Source organism: Rhizobacter sp. P3_B12 (genome assembly GCF_056402895.1).
Genome location: NZ_JBFUGN010001374.1, coordinates 1 through 1,256, shown reverse-complemented (window position 1 = coordinate 1,256; position 1,256 = coordinate 1). Strand labels below are relative to the sequence as shown.

Genomic DNA, 1,256 nt, shown 5'->3' with positions numbered 1-1,256 from the left:
GATGTATCTGAAGCAAGTACTTCCAAGCTGCCACCCTGAAAGTGCCGTCATCGCCACTAATCATCGAGTCGATAACGCTAGGCTCGCATTCCTCCCGAAGCCCGCGGAGTGTATTGAGTAGGAATAAAACTTGATTCCGATTTGCGTCATGACTTACCTCATATACCGGCGATAATGTCGCTGCGTCATACATCCAGCTTTTGCCTTCGTCATCGTGTGCACGCAGTGAAATCAAAACCCCTTCGCTCGGCGAATACCTAACATGTGTTCGGCGTCCCGCTGGGATCCAGAGAGAGCATTTGGGAGGCAGAGATTGCGTACCTTCTGATTCCAAAGGAAGCGGCTTGCCGTCCGAATGACTCTGTCGGTACACGTTAATATCGGCTGCCACGCCCATTGGGTTAAAAATGAGCTCACTTCGGTAGCCGCCGGCGATATATAGGCCCCCATACAGCGCTTTGCTCTCTGCGCTTACTGAATACAAATCATAGTCATCGAAATGAGCTAGAAGAACTTCGTCAAAGGAGCCGGATGGTGACTCTGACGAGTTCCGGCAAATAGCTTGGAGTGACTTGTTCAGCAGGCGTGACAACGCTCCACTCGAGAGTAAGCGAGTCAACTCTGTCCTTAGAATATCTTCTGTAGGCGGAAGAGTCATAGTGGGGCTTTCATCGGGGTTTCCTCGGCACGCGAATCCAGTGCATCACGTGCAGAGTAAGCATAAAGAAGGAATAGACCTGCGCTGACCGGCATCAACCATACTGCTACGTCGCGAACCCCGGGCCCAAGAAAGAGGAGGTAACCGGCAACCCCGGCCACCGCTAAGTTGATGAGACTCATGCCGCGGTGCAACGAAGCCCAAGTACGACGGTCGTCGCCGTGCTTGGATACCGCGATTTGGATCTTCGACTGTAGCGTGCTAGAGATAAATGTATGAAAGAAGCCGCAGAGTCCAACGCAAACTATCAGGGCCGGAGCGTCATGAAAGAGCACCAGTGCGAACAGCGACGCCAACMATCCCGTACCTAATCTGCCGATCGACTGTTCAAGAAGCCATGGCCAATGAACTCCCGCTGCCGACAGAAACCCTCCCAATCCCCACGCTCCAACCGCGAGACCAATTTCAAACAGAGTCAACTCACGAAGCTCGAAAACCGCAAACTCCAATGAATTAATGCAGGCTCCCGTCAGGATAAGGACGAGCCAACTCCATGTAAGTGTCCGTATGAGAGCTGGCACCGGGGACACTCCGGTAG

Annotated in this window: 2 protein-coding genes; both read right to left on the bottom strand. The window is 52.8% G+C overall.

The annotated features are described in order from the left end of the window. A partial coding sequence (locus tag AC1D01_RS35365; RefSeq protein WP_477874288.1) for a hypothetical protein occupies nucleotides 1-592 on the bottom strand: 592 nt, incomplete at its 3' end. Nucleotides 593-654: 62 nt separating this feature from the next. Next, nucleotides 655-1,256 (bottom strand): hypothetical protein (locus AC1D01_RS35360; RefSeq protein ID WP_477874286.1); only part of this gene is annotated, 602 nt, incomplete at its 5' end.